This window comes from Pseudoalteromonas sp. Of7M-16, assembly GCF_022347805.1.
In the GTDB taxonomy this organism is placed as follows: domain Bacteria; phylum Pseudomonadota; class Gammaproteobacteria; order Enterobacterales; family Alteromonadaceae; genus Pseudoalteromonas; species Pseudoalteromonas luteoviolacea_F.
In genome coordinates this window covers 143,629-165,379 of the sequence record NZ_JAKRFY010000005.1, presented here as the reverse complement: position 1 = coordinate 165,379, position 21,751 = coordinate 143,629, and the positions used below count along the sequence as shown (strand labels likewise).

Sequence of the window (21,751 nt, the reverse complement as noted above, 5' to 3'; positions counted from 1 at the left end):
TCGCTTAATGATGGCTAAACAGGTTGAACAAGACCAGTTGTATATAGGTATTGATGGAGGGGGGACAAAGTGCCGCGCTACCATCTACTCAATCAAAAACGGCGTTTTGGGAACTGGTCTAGGTGGGCCTGCTAATCCTCTTCATGGTTTTGAAAGAACCATTGAGTCGATAATGGTATCGACTCAATTAGCACTGCAGGATGCAGGACTTAGAATTGAAACTGTTCACAATTTGTATGCGGGCTTAGGTCTTGCGGGTGTGAACCTTCCAGCATTGCACGAAAAAATAATGAGATGGGATCATCCATTTAAACAAATGTTTTTAACTACAGATCTGCATACTGCGTGCATCGGTGCGCACGAAGGTGGAGATGGAGCAGTAATTATAACGGGCACGGGCTCGTGTGGTTTTGCAATGGTTGATGGTGTATCGGTCAATTATGGCGGACACGGTTTTGCACAAGGTGATATGGGCAGTGGTGCATGGATGGGTCTGGAAGCGGTAAAGGCTGCTTTACTGGCAATTGATAAACTCGGTCCAACTACTTCTTTAAGTGATACTTTAAAACAGCATTTCAACACCACAACAGCGATGGGTATTGCCGAACAGATGGCTGGTAAACCTTCCAGCAGTTATGCTCAGTTAGCAAGATTTGTTTTGGCAGCTGCTGAAGACAAAGACGACGTTGCCTTAAATATCGTCAAAGAGGGGGCTGACTATATTAGTAAGTTAGCGCATCGCTTAATGGAAAATAACCCGCCTCGTTTATCGATGATAGGTGGTCTTTCTGAACCATTGCGTAAATGGCTTGACCCTGAAATTGCAAAGATTGTTGAATCTCCAAAACAGCCGCCGGAAATGGGCGCAATTTTCTTTGCAATCCAAAGTGTTGAGCAGCAGTCCGAAAAGGCGGTATAAAAATGAAGAAATATTTAGCACGCCAGTTTTTTGATGGGCACAAATTAAAAAATAATGTCGAGTTTTTGGTAGTAGATGGAAAAATTTCATTTGCAGCTCAAAACTGTGATGAAAACCCTGAAGTCCTTGAAGGGTTAGTCGCGCCGGGCTTGATCGATGTGCAAGTAAATGGGGGCGGCGGCGGCTTCTTTAATGCTGAACAAACCATCGAGTGCTTGAGAACCATTGTAACAGCCCATGCGAAATATGGCTCAACGGCGTTAATGCCAACACTTATTACCGATAAAGTTGAAGTAATGGCACGTGCTGCGGATGCAACTGCACAAGCAATTGCACAAGGGGAGCCTGGTGTTGTTGGGATCCACTTCGAAGGTCCACATTTATCTCACCCTAAAAAGGGAACGCATAGTGAGCAGTACATCAGACCTATCTCTGAAGAAGAGTTTACGATTTATGCAAGGCAAGACCTCGGTATAAAGATGGTTACCCTAGCACCGGAAACTGTGCCCCTAGAAGATATCAAACGCTTAATTGATTTGGGCGTGAAGGTCAGTGTGGGTCACTCAAATGCGGACTTTGAAACTACAATGGCGGCATTGGAAGTGGGCGTTGACGGATTTACTCACTTATTTAACGCAATGTCTGCATATACCTCAAGAGAGCCGGGTGTTGTAGGGGCCGCACTATGGGAAGATAATGCTTGGTGTGGCTTGATTGTCGATGGTCACCATGTGCACCCAGCATCAGCAAAACTAGCGATACGTTCTAAACAACGTGGTAAAATTATGCTTGTCACCGATGCAATGCCTCCAGTGGGTACTGATGATATGGAGTTTGACTTTTTTGACGGTCGAAAAGTTATTAGAACGGGTGACAGACTCAATTCAACAACTGGCGAACTAGCGGGTAGCGTGCTTGATATGGCAAGCGCGGTGAGAAATACAGTTAATACACTTGATATAACGCTAACAGAAGCATTGAGAATGGCTTCGTTATATCCTGCTCAATACTTAGGGTTATCTGACAAAGGCCACCTATTGGAAGGGGCTGATGCAGACTTTGTAGTATTAAACAACAGTCAAGAAGTTCTAAGTAACTTCATTGGCGGAAAAAAAATTTAAAGTTCCCTGGGTAAAAAACCCCGCTGCAGTTTAGCGGGGATTTTTTGTTTTTACAGGAAAGGTATTGATGACGAATAAAAAACAAAGATTGGCTTCATTAGATGCCCTGCGTGGTATGGACATGTTTTGGATCTTAGGTGGTCAGTCTATTTTCGCAGCGCTTTTTGTGCTTACTGGCTGGCAAGGCTGGAAACTCTTTGAAGCGCACACTGTGCATAGCCCATGGCATGGCTTTACATTTTATGACTTAATATTTCCTCTGTTTATCTTTTTGTCTGGCGTCGCTATGGGGTTATCCCCAAAGCGTATAGACCATTTACCATTTAGTGAAAGAAAGCCTTATTATCAAAAAGCTATTAAACGGTTATTTTTATTATGTGGCTTGGGCATTATGTACAACCATGGCTGGGGTACAGGTATTCCACTAGCGCTCGATGAAATTCGTTATTCAAGTGTCTTGGGCCGTATTGCAATTGCTTGGTTCTTCTGTGCTATGTTGGTGTGGCATACGAGTTTACGGACAACAGGTATTGTGGCTGGGGCTATTTTATTCGGCTACTGGGTGTTATTGAATTTTATCCCGGTCCCTGGTGGAAGTGCTGGACAACTTGCTGCACCTGGCACATACAGCTGGAATGCTTGGTTTGACCAAAACTTACTTCCTGGCATTACATATCAAAATCGCCCGGTTGACCCTGAAGGCATTCTTTCTAGCGTCCCGGCCATTGTCAATGCTATTGCAGGTGTATTTGCGGGTCAGCTTATTGCGCGTGTAGACAAAATAGGACAGTGGAAAACTGCGGGCTACCTATTTGGAGCCGGCGCAATCAGTGTGGCGCTTGGTTGGTTATGGCATTTACAATTTCCGGTCAACAAAGAACTTTGGACTAGTTCATTTGTATTTGTGACCGTAGGTTGGAGTGCTATTTTACTCGCGCTATTTTATGCATTGGTAGATATTCTGAACGGCCAGAGATTTGCCTATCCATTTGTGATCATCGGCGCGAACTCAATTATTATTTACTTAGCCTCTAGCTTGGTGAATTGGGAATTTGTTAGCAAGAGCGTATTTGGTGGGTTTATCAATGCAGTTGGTCCTGATTGGCAGCCTCTATTTGCGGTGATTGCTTTGTTACTGGTGCAGCTATTGGTTCTTCACTGGATGTACAAACGTAAAATATTTGTCAGCGTATAACTCCAAATTTTGAGCAAAAACGGCTGTCATTTTGATGGCCGTTTTTTATTGGCTCAAAAAAAATACAAATTTTTCTTCACTTTTACTTTACAAAGGCTTTTTTTCTGATAATAATGACAGCGTTGTCATAATGGTAATAACCTAATACAGTGTATCCCAATTAGGTTTAGATCTGGCCTTGTTTTGATTGCACGCGAAGCAGGGCTCAGATCCCATTTTTCTTATTTCAAACTCAACATTGAGCTTTAATATCATGCAAATAGTAATTTTAAAAAATGCTGCTGAAGTCGCTGCTTATGGTGCAGATATATTTGAAAAACAATTGAATCGCAAAGCAGAGTCTGTGTTGGGTTTAGCAACTGGATCGACACCTGTTGCGTTGTATCAAAACCTTATCGAAAAAAACAAGCAGGGCGAAATCAGTTTTAAAGATGCTGTGACGTTTAACCTTGATGAGTATTTAGGTTTAGAAGGTACGCATCCACAAAGCTATCGTTACTTCATGAATGAGCAATTGTTCAATCATATCGATATCAATAAAGACCATACACATGTGCCTCCAGGCAACGCGAAAAACCCGGTTGAAGCGTGTCAGGAATATGAAGCACAGATCGCTGCAGCTGGCGGTGTGGATGTTCAGCTTTTGGGTATCGGTCGCAATGGACATATCGGTTTTAACGAGCCTTCGTCTGGTTTAACCTCGAGAACACGCGTTAAAACACTGACTAAAGAAACAATTGACGATAATGCACGTTTCTTTGGCCCAGATGAGTATCAACCACACTTATCAATTACCATGGGTATCGGGACAATTTTAGATGCTAAAAAGGTAGTTTTACTGGCTACTGGTGAAAATAAAGCTGAAGCCGTTAAAGCTACGGTTGAAGGCCCACTAACGGCTTCATGCCCGGCGTCTGCATTGCAACTGCACCGTGATGCGGTAATTGTGATAGATGAAGCCGCTGCCAGCAAATTAGAGAATATTGAGTTTTACAAACATATCGAAGCTGAGAATCAAAAGCTTCAAGCACACCTTGCCTCTCTGTAGTGTGAATTCACACTGTAGTTTAAAGCCCTTACGGGCTTTTTTTTTGCCTAAATACTTGGCAAACAACGCGACTATTGTTAGCGTGACAGCGTAGAAACTAAAATTTGATTTTTGTTAATTATTGGTCGTGTTTTCTCTGATTTTGCGTTGAATTTAGATGGCGCTACGCGTGCTTGGTTTTGAGCCCTAAATTTAATTCATACAATCTAGGATTATCTGCTTATCATATTAGGTAACTCACATTAAAGGATAAAGTGCTTGTTGTACTATACACAAATGACGTTAGACAGGGCGTCTGCTCAGCGAAAAGATAAAAACTGGCTGTTGACTCAATACGGAGATAAAAGCCGCTGGTTGCTTATTCATAATGATAAAAACCTATACTCTGAAGATCTGAGTCAGTTAGCCTATTTAAAGCAATCGCAAATAGAACAGCTAGATAAAAGCCAAGCTGTATTTTTAGGCAAAGATGAACAACACGCTTATTTTGCTCTGGATGTTTCTAAAATTGATTTAGGCGAATTACGAGCGCATATAGATGTCTGTTCAGACGATTATGATGATGGCGAATATCGTTTTGACGATATGAGAAAGGTAGGCCCTAAGCTTGAGCATGTGAGTGCATCTATTGGAGTCTTAGCCAGAGGTCTGTGTTATTGGCACAAAACACATTGTTTTTGTGGCCGTTGCGGACATCAGAATATCCCTGTTGAAGCGGGACATGCGAGGGTTTGTACTAACAAAAGCTGCAATCATATGACTTTTCCTCGAACGGATCCTGCTGTGATCATGCTAGTCACTCATACTTTTAAAGATGGGGTGGAGCGTTGCCTATTAGGACGACAAGAGAATTGGCCTGACGGTGTATTTTCGACATTGGCTGGCTTTGTGGACCCAGGCGAGTCATTGGAACAAGCGGTAGCCAGAGAGGTGGAGGAAGAAGCAGGCGTGCTAGTCGATGATGTTCAGTATTTGGCATCTCAACCTTGGCCGTTCCCATCATCACTTATGCTCGGTTTTATTGCGACTGCGAAAAGCACTGACATTTTTGTTGAGCAAGATGAACTTGAGCAAGCGCAATGGTTTTCGCGCGCCGATCTCGATACATTTGGAGAGTGGGGTGAAGACAAACCCGGCTTTAAACTTACCAGACCAGATTCAATATCACGTTACTTAGTTGAACATTGGCGTCAACTTCCAGAAAAAGAGTAAAGAATGAAAAAGAATACCAAACTAGCCAGTGCAGGCCGTAAACCTCAATATACGCAAGGTACAGTGAACCCTGTCGTTCAACGTGCTTCGACTGTTGTTTTCGACTCAGTAGCAGATATGCATGAAGCAATTAAAGAACGTGGTAATCGCACATTGTTTTATGGTCGTCGAGGCACCAATACGCACTATGCATTGCAAGACGCAATCACAGAGCTAGAAAATGGCGCAGGTTGTGCACTTTATCCCAGTGGTGCAGCTGCGATCAGCCAGAGTTTGCTGTCTTTCTTAAAGTCTGGTGACCATTTACTTATGGTTGATACCGCTTATGAGCCGACTCGTGATCTGTGTGATAAAATTTTATCTGGTCTTGGTATTACGACCACTTATTACGATCCCATGATTGGGGCAGGGATTAAAGACTTGATCCAGGAAAACACCAAAGTCCTTTTTTTGGAATCTCCAGGCTCTATCACAATGGAAGTACAAGATGTTCCCGCCTTAGTGAAAGAAGCCAAGGCCCATGGTTTGATCACTATGCTTGATAATACATACGGAAATGGCTGGCACTATCGTCCATTGGAACACGGTGTAGACATCAGCATTCAAGCCGCAACTAAATATATTGTTGGTCACTCAGATGTAATGATGGGTGTCGCTGTAGCTAATGAGGAGTATTGGCCAGTACTGCGAGAAAACTCATATTTGTTGGGGCAGTGTACATCCGCAGATGATGCCTATCTTGCGTTACGTGGTTTAAGAACGATGCCTGTTCGCTTGCAACAACATGAAAAAAGCGCGTTAGCGGTGGCAAAGTGGGTTGAAAAGCATCCGCTGGTTGATCATGTACGTCACCCGGCATTGCCGTCGAATCCCGGTCACGAACACTTTAAGCGTGACTTTGACGGCAGTAATGGCCTGTTCTCATTTGTTATGAAAACGGGAAACCAAAAAGCCATTAACCGCTTTTTAGATAGTTTACACCATTTTAAAATGGGCTTTTCTTGGGGTGGGTTCGAGAGCTTGGTGACAGCCAACCGCTCTATGGCTGCGCTGAGAACAACCACTGGTTGGGAGCACGGCCCCATTATTCGTTTGCATATTGGTTTGGAAGATGTGGAAGATTTAATAGCTGACTTAGAGCAAGCATTAGCTGTGTACGAATCTCATCTTTAAATAAGGTAGGTTGAGGCTGCAAATACACAGCCTCTTAATATTAAAGGCTCTGAGCGTAATGATACAGGGCTTTTAAAATCGAAACTTTCTTTTCGTTTCCTTCATGTTCATAAACTAGGTTCTCAAGGGTGAGCATAAAGTCTTGCGCATTGATGGAAGGGTTATCTTCACCGTGCATAAGCTTACCTTGGCAGTACTTTCTCCAAGTTTCTAATTCTGACTGAGACAGACTTTCAGGCCAATTGCGTGCGCGGTATCTAAACAATAGAGTATGGAATTTAGGATCTTCAAACTCTAACGCAAGGCTACCTAGCTCAACAGGGGATGCGCTGCGAACAATCGCCAACTTTGCTTTATCAGATTTACTAATAAAGCCGTTATATAGCTGATAGTCCGGGTTAGTGGTTTCACTAAAATCACCTTGTTCTGCAAATACCTGTGACACCTTATCGCGCAACTCTGGGTGTGCTTTTAAGAATTTTAAATGTTCTAAACATTGCTCTCTGTCTATCCCTAACCTTGCTGCATTTTCTGGTAGCAATGTTTTTGCTGGTGCAATAATTGGGCACTTGTTCAAATGAACTAGTTTTAAACCCACAGGTAACATGCCTTCTTCAAGCTCAGAGTGTTTGGTATAAAGTCTATCGCGCAGTTCTTCGACAGACAGATCAAGCAGTACACTAGGATTGTGCGTTAGATTAAAGCACACAACAGCATTTTTATTGACTGGGTGAAAACTCATTGGTGCAATCCAAGTAGTGCACCCTTGCGTAGCAGGAATTCTTGAAGAAGTATGAACTAAAGGCTGCATGTTGAAGACGTCAACAATGTCAGACAGTGCTTTTTTCGTTCTTAAGTTAAAGAAAAATTGGTACAGTTTGGGCTGCTTTTCTTTAATCAGTTTTGCCAGTGCAATTGTGGCGGTGACATCACTTAGCGCGTCGTGGGCTGCACTGTGTTCAATACCATTGGCAACGGTCAGTTCTTCGAGGCGAAAGCTGGGCGAGCCGTCTTCTTTTTTTGGCCATTCAATGCCTTCTGGGCGTAAAGCGTAACAAGCTCTTACTAAATCGATAATGTCCCAACGGCTATTCCCATTTTGCCATTCTCGTTCATACGGATCATAAAAATTGCGGTAAAGGCTATAGCGGGTGACTTCATCATCAAAACGAATGCTGTTGTATCCGGCTACACAGGTATTTGGTCGGCTAAATTCGGCATGTATTTTAGCCATAAACTCGCTTTCAGGCAGCCCATGTTTTAGCGCGTGCTGTGGCGTGATCCCCGTGATCAAACAAGCCTCAGGGTGCGGAAGATAATCAGGCGCAGGCTGGCAATACTCAATCAGTGGCTCGCCAATAATATTCAAGTCATAGTCAGTTCTAATACCAGCAAACTGACTAGGCCTGTCTTTTTGAGGACTTGCACCCCATGTCTCATAATCGTGCCAATAAATTGTAGGTATATTTTCGTCTGTTTGCTGCGTCTGATTTTGGTCTGTTTTGTTCATAAATCAACTATTTACATTAAAACTGTATTGTTTTCTTTTTGTTCGAGTTTTTTGCAATGTCGATCAAGTGTGTATATGTGTGTATATAAAAACCACTACGTGTGTATAAAACGGTAGCATATTATGGCAGCACTTATTGACGCGAAACTACGTAATCTCGTTAATAAAAAAGATTCTCTATGCACATTGTCTCACAGAGACGGCTTACGCGTAAAACGAAACATTTACTGTATCGTATTGTGGCAGTGCTGATTATGGTTTGAGGGTAAACAAATCATCATATCGATAGGTCATTATCCTCAAGTTAGTTTAAAAGATATGGAAAACTTTGTACCGATACAAAAAGGTTGGATGCAATCACGACATGAACTTGGAGATGAAAACTGCAAGCAAACTGCAAGCTATAAGGTATGTTTACGACTCACAGTTTAAAATATTCAATGCTTGAGGAAACCATCTCAAAAAAGCTTTAAAAACAAGTAGACACAGAGCTTGGATCGAGCCTTACGAGCACGGTTTGAGGTCAAGGTGGCATTTGCTTGTGACGTAGCTATTTTGAGTCGTGGCGTTAATTACTTTAGATGCAAGCGACCGTCGTCGGATGATGATGTGATTGATTTTTTGTTAGAAATTGTTGAGCGGCATCTAAGATGAGGTAAGCCAAAATTGTTTAAATGACTTAGGTATCAAAGCAAAGTATGGAATAAAAAGTGCGCCGAGAAAATATTATGACTCGTGGCCGATGGATTTTATGAGTGATGCGCTCAACTACAGACATCGTTTTAGAACACTGAACGTCCTGGACGATTACAACCGCCAATTATTAACGATTGAGGTTGATACAAGCCTCACGGCTGATTGGGCTATTCGAGTGCCGGAACGGCTCATTGCATGGCTTGGAAAACCAAATCAAATTCGAGTGGATAATGGTCCTGAAATTACATCGAGTGCTCTGGAAAGTTGGGCTACTGAAAAGTGCATTAAACTTGAGTTTATTAAACCGGGAAGTCCAAATCAGTACGGTTTAATCACAGCTATCGAGAAGAAGTATTGGATTTATATCTATTTGAGTCACTGCTGTAGGTTCGTGACATTACAGATGAATGGTTAGATATTTATAATTACGAATGTCCTCACGATGTACTAGGAGATCAAACTTCAAAGGGCTATATATTAATAAGCTGTACAAAAGCCGGGGTAGTTACACTAGAAACATTGCCAAGCTCTTCGATTAGGTTGCCTAACTCAGCTTTGTGTTTGATGATCGGATTGATAGTATGAAGAATGAGAATTACCTTTTTGTTTTGATTAAAAATTTGGCACCTCTATCTAAACGGGTAACTCTCAACATTTTAAGAAGGTAAGTCAGATCTTGTCTGAACTAGTGCTGATTAGATTAGCTTACGCAATCTATTAACAGCTTCGTTGATCATTTCGCTCAAGCCATATTGTTCGATAAATGGAGCTGCTTTATCAAAGCCTTTAGTACCTTTTACCCATGAGCTACCATATTCGATTATTTCTTTATTGAAATGTACATTGATTTTTCTGTCTCCATCTTTATTGCCGTCACCCTCAACAATCAGTAAGTTATACATACCTTGGTAATCTTTGACCGGGATCAGCGTGGTGGTTAAAGGCTTGAATGTAGATTCCATATCTAAAATCCTATGTTTGTTTAATCAGTGCCCAAAGTAGCTGGAACCAATAAAATCTAATTGGCCGGTTTTATGAAAAATACAGTGATATCTCAGATTCTTATTGGCATCACTTGGCTGTGTTTTAGATAAAGAGGAAACGTTCATAATCGAAGAAATGTGCGATAGCTCTTTGGTCGCGTTTTTTATGGCGAGGCAAAAGGCGGAGTCGCGCATTTTATGCCGATAGCACTCCAATTTTGGTGAAATGGAGGCATTTGATGTGACGCGTTTAATCGAGTGTTAAGAGTATAGCTCCAAGCTCAATTCTACTTGCGCATTATACTAAAATTGAGGTAGTTACAGTTGGTTTATCTAAAGAGCTTAGGGCCATGTCCCTAAGCTCGTATCTGTGATTATGGCTGACAAGTTATACCAGCACTACACACACGTATTGAGGGAGCAACCGTACCACAGCAGCCACCATGACTGAATGATACGCAAAGCGATTCTGAAATATTACCGCCACCGACAGCTGGTGTTTGAGCATGAGGGATTGAGTTTTTGTCTTCGGATAAAGTTTTTATTTTCTTCTTATTAAGCTTTAATTGCATTTGTTATTTCCTTTTGTAATTTAGTTGACAATCAAAAGTTAACATATCGTTATTGGTTCGTTTTATCAAGTTTTTTGAAATAAGGCCAAATCTTAGTAGTCGCATTTGCAATTGCCCTGAAACAGAAGTATGTCAAAAGTAGCTTCTCTATCCTCGTTGGGGCAAATTCTCAATTAAAGCTATCAAGTCCGTGGCCCCTAAACAAATGCTAGAAGTCGGTATAAGGAGTTGCATCAATTTGCATGTCGAAAATTTACCACAATGTTAATTCTGACTAGATCCAAAAGTGGTATTTATAAGGTACTACTTAAGCACTGCTCTATTTTATTTGGGAAAAAAAGTAAAATTAACCGTCAGATTATTAAAAGGCTCATAAATTGAAGATAAATGCATTTTTCATTTGCGTAAAACGGCCATGACTTATTATCATCTGATGTGCGGTTGAAAGTAGGTTGTAGTATATTGGATATATATTAGTCGCCAATACTGAGATCGTTAACAGGTGCTTAAAAAGCAAGCGTGTTGTGCATTGAATAAATGCGCGAGATAAAAATAAATAAGGACACAATAAATGAAACTTAAAAAGAAAAACTTAATAGTTCTCAATCGGAATCAACTGCCATTAGTATTTGGGGGGCTAACTGCGTCCAATACTGCAAAAGAGCCGCCTCCGCAAAATGCTGCAGGATAGGTTGTAGTTACTTTTCTGGAGCACAGGAAAAGGATGAAAGGCTAGGTCTATTTGAAGCCCTTAACGCTGCTGACGTCTTAGAGTTGAAAATCTAGTAGGCTTAGCTTGATTCAATTGGTTTAACTTCTTATCGAATCCTAGTTGGTGATTAGGGTTTTGCTGTTTTTTATACGAAAAATATAGCCAAATGCTGGCTTATATATCAGCTCTAAAATTCTGCCACAGGTGTATGGATGACTTTTGTACGACAATAGAAAGTCACAAAGTGATGGAAAACGAATAACAAGACACTCTTAACCGTTACTGTTCAAACCGCATCGTAAAACCTGAAACTATATGAGGTAAATACAGCTAAGCTGTATTAGGCAAATTGTCGACCTATCTTTTTAATATTAACGCGTATCTAATCAAGCTATTCTAGAAGTTGATTTAAGCAACATTATACTTACATGCCTTGGGCACAGATTGCCCGCTTGCTGAACAGGTTTTGGCGTGCTGAAGGGAAGAAGGGGTTGAGTTTTCAAACTTCTGGAAGATCTTAAAGAACGGATGTTGATTGGCTTTACAGTGCTATTATCTATCGTGAAAAGATTATTGCGGTTGTGCACCGTTTAAAGAACCCATAGCTAGTACCAATAATATTTACTCAATTGGTCATCATGGATGCTATAGAATTAAAAACGAACAGAAGTGAGTAGTGTGCAATATCACAACCGACAAACTCTTTATCACTTATTGCTTACCTTTTATCAGTGTGAATTCTGGCGAAGACTAAACCAATATTAATGATAATGTGTACACAATATTGCCTAGCGGAACTTGGGACAGCATCCAATATCACCAAGAAGACATGTACAGAATTTGATATTTGTATACACGAAAGTAAGAGATATCCTTCTATTTCGTTTGCCCAGTATGTATATAAAATCTAGCGAAGTTAATGTATTAACTTAAATAAAATGCTATATGGTGAGCGAATAAAGATCTTTATAATAAATTCCTGTTTTTATATTTTCTATAATATTTTAGTCTTTTATCCATTGTGTAAGTTGGCTGGTTTACTTTTGGTGCTTTTTAATGTTTCTCTCAGTTTATTAGGCTTGCGTTTATAAAAATCAAGGTAGTTATTTTTGAATTGAGCTGACCTGTATTTATGTAGATCTTACGAGTTACTAACACTCTTTGTAGCGATATTGAATGGTGTGCTGGATTATCGTACAGAATCTTGATGGTGTGGGTTATTGCTAAAAGTAATGTATTGAGCGAGTGCTCAATACATTACTTCAATTTTTAAAATCTAAAGTTCACTTTGGCGTAATAAGTCATTCCATCAAAGCCGTACGGTAATGCTCTAAGCGGGTAACGCATTGCGCCATTAGTGATAAAGTTCAAGACTTCATCTTCACCTAACTCATTAGGTGTTTTATCAAATAAATTATCGATACCCAAAGACACATCAAAGTGTTCGTTTATTTGATAGCCGAGATTGATATCCACCAGTACCGCTGACTCGACAACGCTGTGATCTTGCCAGCTATTTGTAGGAGACAAAAAGCCTGGCAATTCAATGTGCTTACCAGAGAAGTAGGCGACTTCGGTTTTGCCAAAGTAATTTAAGCGCAGCAGTGATGACCATTTGTCCTGTTTATAGTCAAATGTCAATGTTGCACGCTCTTGCGGTTGGCCGTGAGTTAAAAATGAACGTGTTTGTTCATCTAACGCGATGCTTTCAGGTATTCCTTGTGGAGAGTTAACCTTGTCGATGGTGGTCTTATTCTTGTTGGCAGCAAAAGTTATTTCAAGTTCTCCAGAGGCCACTTCAGTAGAGTAAGAAGCAATTAAATCAATGCCCTTAGTTGTCGAGTCCAGTGAATTGGAGAAGAAATTAGCTTGTACAGCACCCGATGCTTTGAGCGCTGCATTGGCATCTGGGAAGTTGTTCAACTCGTCACTGTCTGCACCTATAAAGCTGCCTAAATTGATACGGTCGTAAATTTTGATTTGGTAAAAGTCTAGCGTGATTGAGAGGTCATTACTCACGTCCCAAGCCAAACCTAAATTGTAGTTGTCGGAAGATTCAAGTTGTAGGCCTTCTATACCAAGAGCTTCTGGGAAAGGTGAACCTGCTGTTGCCGTATAGGATGTAGCAAGTGACCCATCACCCCCCAAGCTGGTCGTAAATGCGGTATAACCAGATTGCTGCAGCGAAGGCGCTCGAAAACCTGTTGAGGCCGCTGCGCGAAGTGCGAAGTCCTCGGTAACTTCATATCTCGTTGCAAGCTTCCAAATAATATCATCGCCAGAGTCCGATACATCTTCATAACGAAGCGCACCACTGACCAACCAATATTCGTTAAGTAGGGTTTCTGCTTCAATGTAAACTGCATGGCTTGAGCGGTCAGCTTTGTTTGCAGCGTCAGGCCTCAAACCTTGATAAGCTTGAAAACCACAATCAGCAAATACGGAAGAATCGATCACAGAAGGGAATGAGCTAGAAGCGTTTGAGAAGCCGCACGCATAAGATGCAACTTCTCCCGGGACAATTTCGTAATTTTCTTTACGGTACTCAGCACCAATCGACAAATAAATTGGCTCAGCATCAGCGCGATCGATAACACCGTTTAGGTCCAAATTTGTGGTCCATTGATCAAATCTGAAGCCACCTGAATATCCGCCTCGAGGGCCTGCATTGTCTCTAACCTGTTCGTCAGTCGCATTTGGATTGTTGGCTAGGTACTCAGCTGCATAAGAAGCGTTGATTGTGTTAGAAGAGGAGTAGTCATATTTGTTTTGACCGTACACATTTGAAAAATCGAAACTCCAATCAGGCGTTATATCCCCTTTAAAGCCAACGGCTAACGAAATGTCATCAGCTTCGTTGTCAATTCGTGGCAAAAAGCCATCAGGATATACTTGAGGGACATTGCGCTCTGCACGGTTAAAATCTCGGTAAAAGCCATTTCCAAACGCTGTTCTATTTGAATAGCCGCCAAAGGAATATAACTCTTTGTCTCCTACGGGGAGAGCAGCATTAAAGAATAGAGAGGTAAATTCGCTGTCAGAATTACCTTGGCGCCACCTGACAGTATCTGATAATTCGCCAGCAGGTATGGTTGAAGAGCCACCTGTATCGCGCTCAGCTCGGTTGGTGCCATCAGCGTCTCTGTACTCTAGAGATAAGTTGATAAAGCCGCCTTCGCTACCAATATCAAAACCTCTATTTAAACCAAAAGCATAGGTATCGCCGTCACCTTCTCCAGTTGAGCTGCCTTGGAAGAAACCTGTCGTTTCACCTGTAGAATCATTTAAAGATAAGTTGATCACGCCTGCAATGGCATCCGAGCCATATCGAGCGGCGGCGCCATCTCTTAGGATCTCAACATTTTTTAGTGCCATCATGGGTATGGAGTTCATATCTGTACCAGCTGCACCAGCCCCTACTGTGCCTGTTAAGCCAAATATGGCCTGGTTATGTCTTCTTTTACCATTAATAAGTACAAGCGTTTGGTCGGGTTGGAGTCCCCTTAACGTCGCAGGGCGAAAAAGGTCGGAGCCATCAGAAACCTGTGTTCGACTAAAGTTAAAAGAGGGTGCAATTGACTGCAAACTTTGCCCTAATTCTGTGTAACCACTTTTGTTGAGTTGTTCAGTATCTAAAATATCGATTGGAGAGGTTGATTCGGTGGCCGTACGGTTTGAGACTTTTGAGCCAAGGACTGAAATGGTTTCAATTTTTTCTTCAGTTGGCTCATTGGCTTGCGCCATCGTGGTACTGGCCAATAGTGCTAATGCTATTGGTGATAGCTTGAGAGATCCTGTCATAACTTACTACTCTATAATTATTTTTTTGTATTAACGGCTTTGCCTGTCTTAGACGTTGTCACAAATAAAACTCAAGCGCAATATTTTTGTTCTAAATATGTAAACAGGATGTCGAACGCATGACTATGAAAAACCTTCAAGTATTTGTGTAGCAATAGTTTCGAGTTCAGATCTCAGCCATATTAGACCTTGGTCTAAGTTATAAGATGGATGCCAGACCATGAACAATTTATAGTCAGGCAATGCAAGTGGTGGCTCTAATATCTGTACATTTTTTACTTCATGTTGTCTGATAGAGAGAGCGGGGACCGTAGCGATTAAATCACTGTTGCTTACCAGTTCTACCACATTCATAAGATGTGGTACTGTAGCCGCTATATGACGATACTTTCCGAGCTTTTCCAGTTCATTGTCTAAACTTCCGGTTTCTGCCCCCCAAGGAGAGACTAGTACATGTTTTGCACTTAAATAAGTTTCTAAAGAGAGATTATTTGAAATGAGCGGATGTTGTTTCCTAGCAATGACACGATAGTGCCCAGAAATTAATTTTTGTTGGCTAAGGGTATTTTCAAAAGCATGTGCGTGACTAAATGTCAGCACCAAATCGATATGATTGGAAGACAACTCCCTAGTTGGGATTTCAGAGCTCAGATCAATGACTTTAATTCGTATATTGCCGTTAAGTGTGGATAACATATTGAGCAAAGGGTAAATAAATAGCTTAGTTGTAAAGTCAGTGGCGGCGATAACGAACTGCCGGTTTGACGTACTTTTACAAAAGCTATCAAGACCATTGGCAACTTGGTTTAGAAGTGCGAGACCTTGCTGTGCGAGTGGCTGTATATTTAGTGCCTTTTGAGTTGGAAGCATTTTACCGTTTTCTCTAACAAAAAGAGGATCGTTAAAAGCAATTCGAAGCCTTTTTAATGCATGGCTCATCGCGGATTGGCTCAAGCTTAAGCTTTTTGCAGCGCCGGATACGCTTTGAGTTTGATATAGCGCATCAAGCACTAACCACAGGTTTTGGTCAAACTGTCTTAGATTCATTCTATGTACCAAATTCATATTTATCTGAAAAATGTACATTTGATTCATGTTTGATTGCAACTTAATCTACAGAGAAGGCAATTTAAGGAGCTTTATACATGAACGATAACGTCGCAATTAATTTGGCTCAAAAACTGGCACTTTTTGAAGAGCATTGGTCACCTAAAGTAATTGGACAAATGAATGATTATCAAATAAAAGTGGTTAAAGTACTTGGAGAGTTTACGTGGCATCAACACGATGATACCGATGAACTGTTTTTGGTTTTGAAAGGACAGTTGGACATTCATTTCGAAAATAGAGTTGTGACGCTTAAAAGCGGGGAAATGCTTGTGGTGAAAAAGGGAGAACAACATAAACCTGTAGCGGAAAAAGAGTGTGAAATTTTACTCATAGAGCCAAAAGGCGTTGTCAATACTGGCGACGCGGGTGGTAAGTTGACCGCAAAAAATGATATATGGATATGAATGAACCCAGCATTGAGATGGGTACTCAATCCTGGGTAAAATTCAATACGGTCATAAATTGCGAATATGAAAGGTTGCTCTTTTGTGAGCATGGCCGTTTAGGATGACGCTGTGAATATCGTCATACGCATCGACAGATATGAGAGGGTTGGAATTTAGCAACAAAATATTTGCAATTTTACCCGGTTGAATTGTTCCATATTTTGACTCCAAGCCATATGCCTTGGCATTATTTATTGTGGCGCTGGCTAACAGTCCGACTAGGTCGACACCTGAGTCATGCATATCCTGCAACTCCCAAAAAGTAGATAGCCCAGGTTGAGAGGCGTAGGTCGGGGCAGGTGGTGTGTCTGAGCCTAATAGTATTTTCCCGCCATTTCGGTAAAGATAATTTAAAACACGTTTGCCGTTAGTTTGTTTGCTGCGCATGTAATCAATTTTTTGTTGGTGCGTCAGACCTTGCCAGCCGGATACCATTTCACGAGCAAACCATTGGCCATTAGCAGAGGTATACCAGCTAATTTGCCAACTAGGTAAAATTGTTTTGTATTTGGGGTTGTCCAAATGATTGGGCACCATTACATCAGTGAGGCTGCGCATGACATTTAGAGAGGGCTGGTAGTAAGTCTGGGCTTTTAAGATACCATCAGCAACGCGTTGAACATCTTTTGGTAAAGCGAGGGAAATATCGTCCCCTTGCTGGTGTTCATCCAACCAATTCCAAATGCCATGAGCTAAAATATCAACATTACTTTTGAGTGCAATTGCATGCATGTCAGTCGCATTGGCGTGAACCATCACCGGCAAATTTTGGCGATTCGCTTCATCAACTATTTGTTCTACATTTTCATTATCAATGAGGCGAATATTTGTCGCTTTATCAAATCCATCTTCTAAAAATATTTTGGCGCAGATTGCCCCGTCTTTTTTTATTCTTTTGACAACCGCTTGGGCTTCGTGATGTGAGTTAACGGATGTAGTGATTAGATGAGTTGGGTCGCCATGTTGATGAACATAATAAGGTCTATGCTCATTAAGGTGTTGATATTTAATACCTTGAGCAGAGTAGCCCTGATATATTGGCATTGCACCACAAAAATAGGCATTGGGTGACATGCTAAGCTTTTTAAAGTCAGCGATGCCTTGCGCTGTATTTGCAGGGTCTACTACTTGTGTTACGCCATAGTATAAGTAGTTACTACCTTGGCGTTTTAAAAAGGATGTTTGCATTTTTTGAGCGTTTTGGTCTGTTTTTAAAAGACCAGGCATAGTTCGTAAATGTGTGTGGCTATCAGTTAACCCGGGAATTAAAAATTGTCCATTGGCATTTATGATTTTTTTGGCTGATGGCTGTTTCGCTTTATCTGAAACCTCAATTATTCGCCCATTGTAAATTGATAGCCAATGATTGGTTTTTATTGATACTTCGCTTTGGGTTATCGGTGATATAATCGTTGCATCAGTGATTAGCAAGTCAACTTTAGCGTAAGCTAGGTTGGTCGTAGTCAATAGAGCAGTAAGTTGAATATATTTTTTCATAGGACCTCCGTTGTTACACAGAGCTTATAAAAACTGCCAGTGATGTAATGAAAAACTAATAATATAAATCTTAAATTTGTCTTAAAAAATAAAAAGCAATAAAAACAAAAGCTAATATGAATTCAACGATAGAAAGTATTCGGGTTGGGAAATGGGTTGTAATACCTAGATTGAACAAAATACAACTTGCTAGTTCGGCTAACGTACATGTTGTGACGCCAAAAGTGATGGCGCTTCTTACGACCTTGATTGAAAATCGCAATAGCCCTTTAAGCGTTGATGAGCTTGCCCAACGAGTTTGGCCAGACAGAGTGGTGTCTGACAACTCAGTCTATCAAGCGGTAGCAATGCTTAGAAAAGTGCTCAATGAAGAAAGCGACATTGATTATATCGAACGTATTTCTGGCCAAGGATATCGACTGTCTACTGAAATTGACGTGTTTAACTTAGACTCCAACGTGGTGGATAAAAAGAAAAAGACACATGCGTATCTGTATATAAGCACTCTATTTGCGGTACTCATAGTATTGCTGATTATCTATGTTTTTGGCCAAAGGCAACAAAATGATTTAAAAAGTGACCCGCACTTTGAGGCTATATCTTTAGCTGAGCACCTTACTAAATCTAAACTACCAGAGAGAATTACTAAGGCGAAACAAATTTACACCGAAGTTTTGGAAGGAAGTCCTGAACATGTTGTGGCGATGAGTGGTTTATGTAATACGCATATGGCTTTGGCAATATATGGCTCACTTCCTGAATCACAGGTAGATGCTTTATGCCGACCACTTTTATTTAAGGCACTAGAGCTTGATAGCAACAATGCAGATGTACTTACTTCGCTTGCACGATTAGAGACCTTGAGTAGAAAGTTTGATCAAGCGAAAGTGTATTTTGAACAAGCACTTTCTTTGTCAAATGAATCACCCATGCTATGGCATTGGTACGGACGCTTTCACCGAGAGAAAAACAATCTAGATAAAGCGCTAGATGCCCATTTAAAAGCATTTAGGCTAGCCCCTAACAACCCTACGGTGCTAAGAGGATTAGCATACACCTACTTGAATCGTCGAGACTTAAAAAATGCACGAAAGTATTTTGAGCGTAGTGTTGAAATCGCGCCCCACGCTAAACACATTGCGCTTTATCAATTAGATTTTCACCTGCTAAACGAGCAAAGAGCGAAAGCGTATAAAGTTTGGTACGAAAAACACATGACAGAGTACAGTCGAGTGTATCCTTTGCATAAGCTCTCGCATATTTTGTTTTTACTGAGTATTGGAAACTTAGAAGAAGCAATACAAAAATCAGAAGAAATCCAAATAACGCGACAAAACGTGACGTCATTTAACCTCTACGTACGTGCAGGGCTAAAGTGGTACCAACAAGATAAACAGGGCGCAATTGGATTGTTAAAGCAGCGCTATTTACTGGCCCCAGAAGACAATCACTATGCAATGCCATACATCATGGGGCTTTATCAAACTAGGCAGTATAGTGCCGCAAAGCAGCTATTTGAAAAGCACTTTAGGTCAGTTAGCAGGTTGAATCGAAACGTTAACGAACATGTTGGTGTTTATTTGCTTTATGCAATGATTTTAAAGAAACTGGAACAGGGGAGTAAGGTGCAGGAAATAAGAGCACTTATTGCTGATCATTTAAATGGGCAGACGAAATTGGATATTCGATATCAACCCTTTTGGTATTCCCTAAACGAAGAGCCAGAGCAACTGAAAACGTCACTATTCAAGTTATTGGATAGTGGATGGCTGCCCGATACCAATGACAACATCTTTGCTATAGAAATGCATAGTGAACTGATTGATGAAGTAGAATTACGTGATATGTGGCTAAATATGTTGAATACCACGCAAGCGGATCTGCAATAACCCGATCATTGGTAAAGCACCAAGCAAGTCTTTAAGAAAACGCATCTGTCAGGTATTCAATTAATTTACGTTTAGCAGGACTGAGTAATTGGCGGTTTGGATATACCAATGAAATGGGCAGAGGCTCGACTGTGAAATCCGATAACACTTGGACAAGCTCACCAGTTGATAGATGCGCGTCAACAATCTGGAGGGGCAGATAGGCTATGCCAAGTCCTGCACGCGCCATTTCGCAAAGCGCTGAATCATCATTTACATCATATTGCCCATCTACTTTTACGGTGAAAGAACGTTTGTGCTCTTTGAACGACCAACGCTTAGGGTGCGTGAGCATGGTATTGATCAGGCAGTTGTGTTGCATTAACTCTTTCGGATGGTTGAGTTTGCCATGTGTATTCAAATACTCTGGACTTGCGACCAAAGCCAGTTTCAGTTCAGAGATACTTCTGGCGACTAAATTGGAGTCTTCCAAGTGTCCGACTCTAATCGCGAAGTCATAGCCTTCTTCTACGAGATTAATTGTTCGATTAATTTGAGTGATTGAAATTGAAATTTCAGGGTGTTTCTTTAGTAGCGAGTTATATAAGGGAGTAAGTACCATTTTACTGAGGATTGGCGGGACCGTGAGTTGAATATGGTCTCTATAAACCACATCGTCTTTATGAATTGCTTCCAACGCCTGCACACTGTCTGTTATTTCAGATATTTTTGTAAGGTATTGACGTCCATCCGCTGTGAGTGTAACTGAGCGGGTAGTTCTTTGCAGTAACCTCACGCCAAAATGCTTTTCAAGTTCGTTCACTTGGCGACTTACCGCAGAAGTGACTAAGTTAAGTTGGTCCGCGGCTTGGCTAAAACTGCCTAATTCACACACCTTTTGAAATACCAACATAGATTTAAATAGATTCATTGTGCATTAAAAGTGAAAAGAGAGTTTATTTTGTCATTATTTATCATATTTTATGAATTATCTACACTGCATTCATCAAATCAAAGCAACTTATTAAATTTGGAGAATGACTATGAAAATTTTATTGATTGGCGCAACAGGTACTATCGGCAAAGCGGTCCATGCACGTTTGGCACAATCGCATGAAGTGCTCACGGTAGGCCATAAAGATGGTGAATTTCAGGTGGATTTACAAAGTAAATTGTCAATTCAGGCGCTGTTTGAAAAAGTGGGAGAAGTAGATGCCATAATTTCAACCACAGGTATGGCCGCCTTTGCTCCATTAAGTGAGTTAACTGATGAGCAGTATGAGTTAGGTTGGCAAAATAAACTGATGGGTCAAATCAATTTGTATAGAGTCGGTGCCGGTTTCGTCAACGCTGGTGGCAGTATAACTTTGACCTCAGGCATGCTTTCAGAAGAACCTATGGTTGGCTCTGCTTCCATTAGTGCGGTCAATGGTGCACTCAACGCTTTTGTAAAAGCTGCGGCCTTAGAGTTGGGTGATTCTCTAAGAATAAACGCAGTAAGCCCCATATTTGTAAAAGAAACTATGGAAATGATGGGTATGGATAGCAGCACGGGTATGTCGGCTGCAAATACGGCAATTACTTATCAAGCGGCGATAGAAGGGGTTATGACAGGGCAGGTGCTTGATGTGAGGGAGTTTGTTTAAATACTAGATTACAAAAATTCTTGTATATAAATAAACAGGATAAAAAGCCTAGGTACTCGTATTTATAAGTGCCTAGAAGGGTCAAAATATATAACCCTTGTTAGTTACTTTTGTCTCTTTTAAAGATTTAGCTCGCATTCCTAGCCTAACTGACACATTGTACAATCTTTGCCTGATTGCCTGATTGCCTGATTGCCTGATTGCCTGATTGCCTGATTGGCGCCAGATATGACAGAGCTAGG

The 21,751-nt window shown here is 41.1% G+C and carries 17 protein-coding genes; 10 read left to right on the top strand and 7 right to left on the bottom strand.

Going from position 1 to position 21,751, the window contains the following annotated elements; translation table 11 throughout:
- The first annotated feature begins 7 nt into the window (after window positions 1–7).
- From MHN81_RS07145 to MHN81_RS07120, 6 genes are all read left to right on the top strand, one after another.
- On the top strand, window positions 8–919 hold the full coding sequence (locus tag MHN81_RS07145; RefSeq protein ID WP_023401601.1) for a BadF/BadG/BcrA/BcrD ATPase family protein: 912 nt from the start codon (window positions 8–10) through the stop codon (window positions 917–919).
- A complete protein-coding gene (nagA, locus tag MHN81_RS07140) occupies window positions 916–2,040 on the top strand; it encodes an N-acetylglucosamine-6-phosphate deacetylase (RefSeq protein WP_239425471.1) in 1,125 nt (374 codons plus the stop codon). Before MHN81_RS07145 ends, nagA begins: the two co-directional genes overlap by 4 nt.
- Before the next feature lie 67 nt (window positions 2,041–2,107).
- Complete coding sequence (locus MHN81_RS07135; RefSeq protein WP_023401603.1) at window positions 2,108–3,235, top strand: DUF5009 domain-containing protein; 1,128 nt, start codon at window positions 2,108–2,110, stop codon at window positions 3,233–3,235.
- Window positions 3,236–3,488: 253 nt separating this feature from the next.
- Window positions 3,489–4,283 (top strand): glucosamine-6-phosphate deaminase, encoded by a 795-nt coding sequence (nagB, locus tag MHN81_RS07130; protein WP_239425401.1) that lies wholly within the window; start codon window positions 3,489–3,491, stop codon window positions 4,281–4,283.
- 258 nt (window positions 4,284–4,541) lie between these two features.
- Window positions 4,542–5,495, top strand: a complete 954-nt coding sequence (gene nudC, locus MHN81_RS07125; RefSeq protein ID WP_023401605.1) for an NAD(+) diphosphatase — start codon at window positions 4,542–4,544, stop codon at window positions 5,493–5,495.
- A gap of 3 nt (window positions 5,496–5,498) precedes the next feature.
- Window positions 5,499–6,668, top strand: coding sequence for a cystathionine beta-lyase (locus MHN81_RS07120; protein ID WP_239425400.1), 1,170 nt, complete (start codon window positions 5,499–5,501; stop codon window positions 6,666–6,668).
- 40 nt (window positions 6,669–6,708) lie between these two features.
- Here MHN81_RS07120 and sbcB read toward each other — a convergent pair whose 3' ends face one another.
- The gene (sbcB, locus tag MHN81_RS07115) at window positions 6,709–8,178 is read right to left on the bottom strand and encodes an exodeoxyribonuclease I (RefSeq protein WP_023401607.1); all 1,470 of its coding nucleotides are present in this window, start codon (window positions 8,176–8,178) and stop codon (window positions 6,709–6,711) included.
- A gap of 742 nt (window positions 8,179–8,920) precedes the next feature.
- Here sbcB and MHN81_RS07110 point away from each other — a divergent pair.
- Window positions 8,921–9,289 carry a DDE-type integrase/transposase/recombinase gene (locus MHN81_RS07110; protein ID WP_275446949.1) on the top strand — a complete coding sequence of 123 codons (369 nt, stop codon included), beginning with the start codon at window positions 8,921–8,923 and terminating at the stop codon, window positions 9,287–9,289.
- A 280-nt stretch (window positions 9,290–9,569) separates the two neighbouring features.
- Here the strand turns inward: MHN81_RS07110 and MHN81_RS07105 are convergent, their stop codons facing one another.
- The 4 genes from MHN81_RS07105 to MHN81_RS07090 all read right to left on the bottom strand — a co-directional run bounded on the left by MHN81_RS07105 (window position 9,570) and on the right by MHN81_RS07090 (window position 15,989).
- Entirely contained in the window at window positions 9,570–9,836 is a 267-nt protein-coding gene (locus MHN81_RS07105) for a hypothetical protein (RefSeq protein WP_023401609.1), read from the bottom strand.
- A 395-nt stretch (window positions 9,837–10,231) separates the two neighbouring features.
- A complete protein-coding gene (locus MHN81_RS07100) occupies window positions 10,232–10,429 on the bottom strand; it encodes a hypothetical protein (RefSeq protein WP_023401610.1) in 198 nt (65 codons plus the stop codon).
- 1,981 nt (window positions 10,430–12,410) lie between these two features.
- Window positions 12,411–14,942 carry a TonB-dependent receptor gene (locus MHN81_RS07095; RefSeq protein WP_239425398.1) on the bottom strand — a complete coding sequence of 844 codons (2,532 nt, stop codon included), beginning with the start codon at window positions 14,940–14,942 and terminating at the stop codon, window positions 12,411–12,413.
- Window positions 14,943–15,065: 123 nt separating this feature from the next.
- Window positions 15,066–15,989 carry a LysR family transcriptional regulator gene (locus MHN81_RS07090; protein WP_239425397.1) on the bottom strand — a complete coding sequence of 308 codons (924 nt, stop codon included), beginning with the start codon at window positions 15,987–15,989 and terminating at the stop codon, window positions 15,066–15,068.
- A gap of 98 nt (window positions 15,990–16,087) precedes the next feature.
- Between MHN81_RS07090 and MHN81_RS07085 the strand changes: the two genes are divergently transcribed.
- Window positions 16,088–16,456 (top strand): cupin domain-containing protein, encoded by a 369-nt coding sequence (locus MHN81_RS07085; protein ID WP_023401614.1) that lies wholly within the window; start codon window positions 16,088–16,090, stop codon window positions 16,454–16,456.
- Between the two features lie 51 nt (window positions 16,457–16,507).
- Here the strand turns inward: MHN81_RS07085 and MHN81_RS07080 are convergent, their stop codons facing one another.
- A complete protein-coding gene (locus MHN81_RS07080) occupies window positions 16,508–17,995 on the bottom strand; it encodes an amidohydrolase family protein (RefSeq protein WP_239425396.1) in 1,488 nt (495 codons plus the stop codon).
- A 116-nt stretch (window positions 17,996–18,111) separates the two neighbouring features.
- Between MHN81_RS07080 and MHN81_RS07075 the strand changes: the two genes are divergently transcribed.
- Window positions 18,112–19,884: a winged helix-turn-helix domain-containing protein gene (locus MHN81_RS07075; protein ID WP_239425388.1), complete on the top strand. Its 1,773-nt coding sequence runs from the start codon at window positions 18,112–18,114 to the stop codon at window positions 19,882–19,884.
- A 31-nt stretch (window positions 19,885–19,915) separates the two neighbouring features.
- Here MHN81_RS07075 and MHN81_RS07070 read toward each other — a convergent pair whose 3' ends face one another.
- A complete protein-coding gene (locus MHN81_RS07070) occupies window positions 19,916–20,794 on the bottom strand; it encodes a LysR family transcriptional regulator (RefSeq protein ID WP_239425385.1) in 879 nt (292 codons plus the stop codon).
- A 112-nt stretch (window positions 20,795–20,906) separates the two neighbouring features.
- On the opposite strand from MHN81_RS07070, the gene MHN81_RS07065 reads away from it, so the two are divergent.
- Window positions 20,907–21,509, top strand: coding sequence for a short chain dehydrogenase (locus MHN81_RS07065; RefSeq protein WP_239425383.1), 603 nt, complete (start codon window positions 20,907–20,909; stop codon window positions 21,507–21,509).
- The last annotated feature ends 242 nt before the right edge of the window (window positions 21,510–21,751 follow it).